General features: G+C 66.2%; 5 protein-coding genes and 1 pseudogene. 3 read left to right on the top strand and 3 right to left on the bottom strand.

Annotated elements, in window-relative coordinates:
* Positions 1-372: hypothetical protein (locus ACFHPP_RS30165; protein ID WP_437166930.1), on the top strand; the 372-nt coding region annotated here is incomplete at its 5' end.
* Between the two features lie 229 nt (positions 373-601).
* Positions 602-1,147, top strand: coding sequence for a hypothetical protein (locus ACFHPP_RS30160; RefSeq protein WP_437166929.1), 546 nt, complete (start codon positions 602-604; stop codon positions 1,145-1,147).
* A 92-nt stretch (positions 1,148-1,239) separates the two neighbouring features.
* Here the strand turns inward: ACFHPP_RS30160 and ACFHPP_RS30155 are convergent.
* Together ACFHPP_RS30155 and ACFHPP_RS30150 are read right to left on the bottom strand one after the other, a co-directional pair.
* Positions 1,240-2,185: pseudogene (locus ACFHPP_RS30155) on the bottom strand (IS630 family transposase).
* 79 nt (positions 2,186-2,264) lie between these two features.
* The gene (locus tag ACFHPP_RS30150; protein ID WP_437166928.1) at positions 2,265-3,647 is read right to left on the bottom strand and encodes an FAD-binding oxidoreductase; all 1,383 of its coding nucleotides are present in this window, start codon (positions 3,645-3,647) and stop codon (positions 2,265-2,267) included.
* A gap of 240 nt (positions 3,648-3,887) precedes the next feature.
* On the opposite strand from ACFHPP_RS30150, the gene ACFHPP_RS30145 reads away from it, so the two are divergent.
* A complete protein-coding gene (locus ACFHPP_RS30145; protein ID WP_437166927.1) occupies positions 3,888-4,412 on the top strand; it encodes a hypothetical protein in 525 nt (174 codons plus the stop codon).
* A 425-nt stretch (positions 4,413-4,837) separates the two neighbouring features.
* Here ACFHPP_RS30145 and ACFHPP_RS30140 read toward each other — a convergent pair.
* Positions 4,838-6,016 (bottom strand): hypothetical protein (locus ACFHPP_RS30140; protein WP_437166926.1); only part of this gene is annotated, 1,179 nt, incomplete at its 5' end.

Genomic DNA, 6,016 nt, shown 5'->3' with positions numbered 1-6,016 from the left:
GAGGAGCAAGCCATGCGCTTAGCCTTCTTTCTCTCGGCGGCCGTGATAATTACATCACCAGCCGTGGCCGAGACCAGCCCCGAGCAGCACCAGCAGGATCAGTGGCTCATGACCTTGCAGGTAGATTGCATCGTGGGGGATATGGATGCCTGTCATGAGATTGGGTTTTTGCGGTACCCGTACCGGCAACCGAGCCAGTCCGAAATTCATGATGGCAGTATCGGGCCGCATGCGAGCATGACGAGCGACCAGGAGTGCAACCGTGGGACACTCAACGGCCTCACTCGGCTGTTGGTCCAGCAGGGAGGCAGTAGCGTCGATGGCGCCGAACCCTGGCCGCCTCCTCCACTGCTGGTGAGTTCGTGTGACTAGCAGGCCGCGCTTTGATCGGAGTTGGGTGCGTGTGACCCAAGTCGGGCAAGAAAGGCGCAAGTGCAGGTGCACCTGATCCCTCATTGCCTCAGCCGGAGCAACGGTCGGCACCGCCGTTCGCGTTGACGAGTGAGCACCTCTTCTGCGTGAACGAATGAACCGGTACTTGCTAAGCTGTCTTCCTGGGACGCGGGTCGCATCCACTGCGCCTCTGAAAGGAGCGACGGAGATGTTCGACTTAGACAGGTTCGCCGACGACTGCCGTGCAGCACTGGCTGAGGATCGAGGTGGACATCGTGCAGTGCGTGAGGTCGTGGCACGAACTGTGGCCGATCCCAATGCCGTCCTGGCCGGGTTGGGCGAGCCGAAGCGGGCTGGCGTGCACAAGCTCTACCACTCGCCTGACCTGACCATCCTCAATCTGGTCTGGGGGCCAAAGATGACGCTGATGCCCCACGACCATCGCATGTGGGCGGTGATCGGCATCTATACCGGCCGCGAGGACAACATCTTCTGGCGCCGTCTCGAAGGCGGCAAGGTGGAGGCTGCGGGGGCCAAGGCGCTCGGTGTTGGCGACTGCACTGTACTCGGCCGCGACGTCATCCACTCGGTGACCAACCCGATCCCGCGCCTGACGGGCGCGATCCACGTCTACGGTGGCGATTTCTTCGCCATGGAACGGAGCGAGTGGGACCCTGAGTCGCTGGCCGAGAAGCGCTACGACGTCGAGAAGAACATGCGGCTGTTCGAGGAGGCGAACGCGGCGCTTCGTTGAACGACCGGCGTCGATGACGGAACAACGGACATGCCTCGCCTGCTTGGCAAAACAAGACAGGTGCTCATCGCTCTAGGCTAGAGCATTTTGGTTTACTCGAATGCATAGCCAGCGTTGGCGAGGTCGTTACGGCACTCGGTGGGGCTGAAGGTATCGAGCAGTTGGCCGATGGTGTTCCACAGCGCCTCACGCGTGCGGGCGCCTGCCTTGCGGAGCCCGGCCCTGAGCTTGGCAAAGGCCTGTTCGATGGGGTTTAAGTCGGGCGAATAGGCCGGCAGCAGCATGACGTGGGCACGTGCCGCTTGGATGGCCTCGCGCACCCCGGCCACCTTGTGGCGGCGAGGTTGTCCATCACCACCACGTCGCCGTGTGACAGCATGGGCACCAGAAACTGCTCGACATAGGCGCGGAAGGCTTCGCCCGTCACCGGCCCATCCAGCACCAGCGGCGCGACGATGCCGGTGCTGCGCAGGCCGGCGACGAAGGTGGTGGTCTTCCAGTGGCCGTGCGGCGCGGCATCCACCAGGCGCTCGTTGCGTGGTCCCCAGCCGTAGCGGCGCACCATGTTCGTGGTGGCGCCGGTTTCATCAAGGAAAGCGAAGCGCGCCGGGTCCATGAAACGCTGCCACACCCGCCAGTGGCGGCGCCGTTCGGCAACGTCGGGTCGGTCCTGCTCGGCTGCCCTCAGCGACTTTTTTTGTGCCGCAGGCCAAGCCGGCGCAGTGTCGACCAGATGGTCGTCAGTGAGCCTGCCTCGATGCTGCGCTCGGTAAACTCCGCTCGCAGCTCAGCCAGGGTGATGCCCGCTTTCGCCGCTGTCAGCTCGCGCAACAGGACCTCGTGCCCGGCCAGCAGGGGCTTTCGGTAGCCGCCGATCCTGGCCGGCGCCGCGCTGCCCGTCTCGCGCACCCGCTGCATCAGCTTGATCGCCGCCGAGGGGCTCACCTCGAAGCGTCGCGCCGCCTCCCGCGCCGTGCTGCCCGTCTCAACCGCCCGGACCAGGCGCCGCCGGAGGTCCGTAGACAAGGGTGCCGTCATCATCGCCTCAACGCTGCATCACCAGCGTCGAACCAGAACCCGCGATTCCGTGCAACATCGAAGTGCTCTAGCGCGGCCGTTACGCGGCTGGTTGGATGTTGTGGTTTACTCGGAATAGGTTGGCCGGGTCATAGCGCTTCTTCACTGCGGCGAGGCGCGGGTAGTTGCCGCCAAAACTTGCCTTCAGCCGAGCATCCCCTTCATCGTCCATCATGAAGTTGGGATAGGCACCGCCGAGGTCGAAGGGGTGGACAGCGTCCCAGTAGGCCTTCGTCCAACGGGTCACCGGGCCGGCCATCTGTGGATCCGGGTGGATGCCGGCGATCACCATCGACCAGGTCGCATCGCGGCAATTCCAGGCCGTCTCGTCTTTCGCGACGCGATGCACGGCGCCGTCGATCGGGTAGAGGTGCATGAGGGACAACTCGCTCGGCGTGCGCGATGCCTGCTCGATATGCGCCTCGATCGCCTCGTCGGGAAGCGATTTCACGAAATCGCCGCGCCAGTACCATTGCATCCCCTTGGGATAGAGGCCATCGAACATGGACTGTACCGCGGGATAGGGCATCTCGGACATCCAGTTGAAATGCGGCTCCGGCAGCGCGTCCAGCAGCGGCGCCAGCGCCTTCCGGCCCTCCTCCTCCGGTCCTGCGTAGCAGCACATCAGCAGGCAGATGCGCTTGCCCCAGAGTGGCTCGGGGAAGGGTGGCGAGGACAGCACCGTCTTCAGCCCCAGGAACAGGCCCAGTTCCTCCGGCAACTGCGGCAGAATATCGCGATAGGCGCGCATGATTGTGCGCGCGTGCTGCTGATCGAAGGCGATCGGCCCGGCGAAGACCGTGCTGACCGGATGAAGCTGGAACAGGAAGCTGGTGACGATACCGAAATTGCCGCCACCGCCCCTGAGCGCCCAGAGCAGATCGGCGTTCTGCTGCTTGCTGGCCACGACGAAGCTGCCATCGGCCAGCACGACATCCGCCTCGAGCAGGTTGTCGATGGTCAGGCCATATTTCCGCGACAGATACCCATGCCCGCCGCTGAGGGTCAGGCCGGCGATGCCGGTCGTGGAGATGATGCCCGCCGGGACCGCAAGGCCGAAGGCATGGGTGGCGTGATCCACGTCGCCCTGCGTGCAGCCCGCCTCGACACGCGCCGTGCGGCTTGCCGGGTCTACGCGAACGCCGCGCAATTGCGAAAGATCGATCAGGAGACCGTCGTTCACGCTTCCAAGGCCTGGCCCGTTATGGCCGCCACACCGGATCGCGATCGGCAGGCCCGCGTCGCGTCCGGCGTTCACGGCGGCGATGACATCAGCGACGTCGGCACATCGCAGGATGGCCAACGGCCGCTTGTCGATCATGCCATTGTAGAGGGCGCGGGCTTCGTCGTACTCCGGATCACGCCGTCCCACGACCGTTCCGCGCAACCTGTCGCTCAGCGCTGCAACCACATCGTCGTTCATGATCGTTCTCTCCTTCGAAAACGAGGCCATCGACAAGACGGGTTGGCGGCACTCTGCTCCCACGATCCGCGGCGAAGCAATTTCTTTCTGCGGGCGTGTGAGGCCTGGCAGGTCGCACCACTTCCTCCAGGAGTCTGCAGCGCATGATACGTTGGCCCGCATGATGGCAGGTCCCGCGGATCGTGGTTCAAATGTCTGCCGGCCTTCGGCAGGCGCAGGTCATGAAGCACGGGGCCGGGCATGACCGACGCTTCCTCCTTCGTTCGTGTCAATCGTGCACCGGTGCTGACGCTGTGGGCGGCGGTGGTGGCCGAGCGGCAGGGTCATCCGCCGGCGACCGCGCTCAGCCTTGCCAGCGCCGTGGCCGCCACGGCGGAGCGGGCCAAGGCACATCGGCTTGGTCTCGCGGAGGAACGCGCTCCTACCGGCCCCTCCGCCTCGTCACCCCGTACGACGGCCAGACTGCTCGGCAGGGAGGTCCGGCTGACACAGGATGCGGACGGCGTGGTCCTTGCGGATGCCGGCGATGCGGGTCCTGCACAGGCCGCTCCGGTTGCCGCCTACCTCACCAGGTCCTTCGGCAAGCGGCTCGGCGAGGTCCGGGCCGCGATGGAAGACCTGGCGGGACGATACACGCCCGACGCGTTGAACCGGAACGGCTTTCGCCTGTACGAGCAGTTCCGGCCGGAGGTGCCGCCAGATGTGACGGGCTGGGGCGCGAAGGGCGAACTCGACCTGCAGAAGATCCGCCGCGCCGGGGGTTGAGGGTTTGCGCCGCCGGTCGTTCCAGCCTCTGGCGATCACGCTCTCATTCGCGACTGTCCCTTGCTGTCCGGCGGGACGCGGCTGTCGGTGGCTGAGCGCACCGTGAGCGATGGCCAAGGCACCTTGGCCCCCTCCACCACGAAGCCTGGTGGGGGCCTCACCTCAGCTCAGGGTACCGAGCACGTTGCGCCCCGGGCCGTAGAAGCAGGCCGACATGCTGTCGCAGCTCGCGACGTAGCGCTCGTCGCCGATGTTGGTGGCGGTCACGTTGAACCCCCTGCCGCGCAGCGGAGGGTTGACCAGTTCCTGCTCGGCCTCAGTCGGCTTGAAGGCGCGCCGCCGCGCGTGGTGCCGGTCATGCTGCTACCTTCGCCGATTCGCCAGACGCGCCAGGGTTCTGCGCCATGACGGCCGGTCCTGCAGCTTCAGCGGCCCCTCCGCCTTACTTGCCGCCGCCTGGGTGCGCTGGCAGCGAAGGCGTCGACCGTCGCCTCTGCGATGACGTGGAACAACGCGAAATCGGACAAAGGCTCTCCGCTGGCGAGGTCGCGGGCGACCAGGGCGAAGTTGAGCCACTCCTCGCCATCGTCGCCGGCGCTGCCCTGTAGCGTCGCCGCCATCCAGGCGCAGCGCTCGGCCCAGAAGAGGCGGCGGCCCGGCAAATGCCGCGTCAGCACTGCCTCGATCCGCTTGCTGCGCGATGGGATGGGCTGCAGCAACGCCTCGATCGCCTCTCCGGCTTCAAACCAGGAGCCCACGGTCTCGAACAGTTCGGGCCAATCCGCGGCGTCCGCATGCGCAGCGCGCGTCGCATCGGGTCCGGTCTGGTCGGGCGGCAGGCCAGCGAGCAGCTGGGCTGCCAAAGCCATTGGCGAGATCTCGGCCGGCTGCAGCAGGCCGATCCCAAGCGCCTCGGTCACTTGCAGCAGGCCAAATGGCGGAAGGGTTCCTTCTGCAAGATTGATCGCCAATGCGTCAGCCAGCCGGCTTTGGACGAAGCTGATCGGCACCGTGACCGCCTCGGTCGCGCCGGTGATCTCGGTGATGATGCCGTCGGCCTCACGCTTCGCCATGTCCTCGCGAACCCACGCATCCGCCACGCCCACATCTGCCTTGATGAGCACGGAGGCCAGGGCGAAGCGACGTCCGGTCTTGAGCAGGGCAAACAGGCTTTGCGCCCCTGCCCCGTCGCACAAGGAGGCAAGCAGCCTGGCAACCTCGATGCGCGGCGCCGGCACAGGTGCAGCCGTGTTGGCGCGCAGGGCGCGGACTGCGGCGTCCAGCTTGGCTTGGCGCGCCGGCGGCAACCACGGACGAAGGCTGATGAGCCGTTCAACCAGGCGGCTCGGCGCGGGGTTGCGGCGCGCCTGTTCGACCAGCACCTCCAGCACCGCGACGCCTGGACCGGGATCGGCATCGAGCAGGAAACCGAGCGCCGAGTCGCGCACAGCGGGGATCGTGGACGTGGCAAGTTCCGCAGCCATGGCCGCGCGATGCTCGGACGGAAATGCCGCACCAGTGGCGGCCAGTTCTGCGTGGACGGCGAAGGGGTCCTGACCAAGCGCCTCGGCAAGCGGCGCGAGATGTCGCGCCAGTTCGCCACG

The sequence above is a fragment of the Falsiroseomonas sp. E2-1-a20 genome (assembly GCF_051433195.1).
Lineage (GTDB): Bacteria > Pseudomonadota > Alphaproteobacteria > Acetobacterales > Acetobacteraceae > Falsiroseomonas.
Note: the sequence above shows the minus strand (reverse complement) of the source record. Positions and strands in the feature narration are given on the sequence as shown.

Excerpts from the sequence above, each read along its gene's own strand:
- ACFHPP_RS30160 (WP_437166929.1), top strand. The coding sequence starts at position 602 with ATGTTCGACTTAGACAGGTTCGCCGACGACTGCCGTGCAGCACTGGCT.
- ACFHPP_RS30145 (WP_437166927.1), top strand. The coding sequence starts at position 3,888 with ATGACCGACGCTTCCTCCTTCGTTCGTGTCAATCGTGCACCGGTGCTG.
- ACFHPP_RS30150 (WP_437166928.1), bottom strand. The coding sequence starts at position 3,647 with ATGAACGACGATGTGGTTGCAGCGCTGAGCGACAGGTTGCGCGGAACG.